Source organism: Pseudomonas sp. K5002, assembly GCF_013386655.1.
Lineage (GTDB): Bacteria > Pseudomonadota > Gammaproteobacteria > Pseudomonadales > Pseudomonadaceae > Aquipseudomonas.
In genome coordinates this window covers 1-375 of record NZ_JACARK010001756.1, presented here as the reverse complement: position 1 = coordinate 375, position 375 = coordinate 1, and the positions used below count along the sequence as shown (strand labels likewise).

1 pseudogene is annotated in these 375 nt (G+C 66.1%); it reads right to left on the bottom strand.

The features are described from left to right. A pseudogene (locus tag HX846_RS39115) lies at window positions 1–375 on the bottom strand (M20/M25/M40 family metallo-hydrolase); the annotation flags it as partial.

Below are 375 nucleotides of genomic sequence, written 5' to 3'. Positions count from 1 at the left end.
GGCGTCCTTGCGCGCGGCCATGGGCGTAGGGCCGGTGTGGTTCTGTTCACCGATGAACCGAATCCGTTGCTTGAGGGCGGCCCAGGTGTCGCGCACCACACCGATGGCCAGCCCGTCGCGCTCAAGGCCATCACCTTGTTCGACGTGGATTTCCACATAACCGGCGACGTCCAGCTCGACGCGGCCCTCCCCCAGATAACCAATCTGCTGCAGCGCATGCTTGAGGCTGATGCCATCGCCATCGCGGCAGGCCCAGGCGTCCTGCAGGGCCAGGTCACCGGTGAACACGCTGCTGCCGATCAGGCTGGGCTGGAAACGCGCGCCCTCCTCGTTGGTCCAGTTCACCACCGCCAGGTTGCACGCCGGTACTTCGCC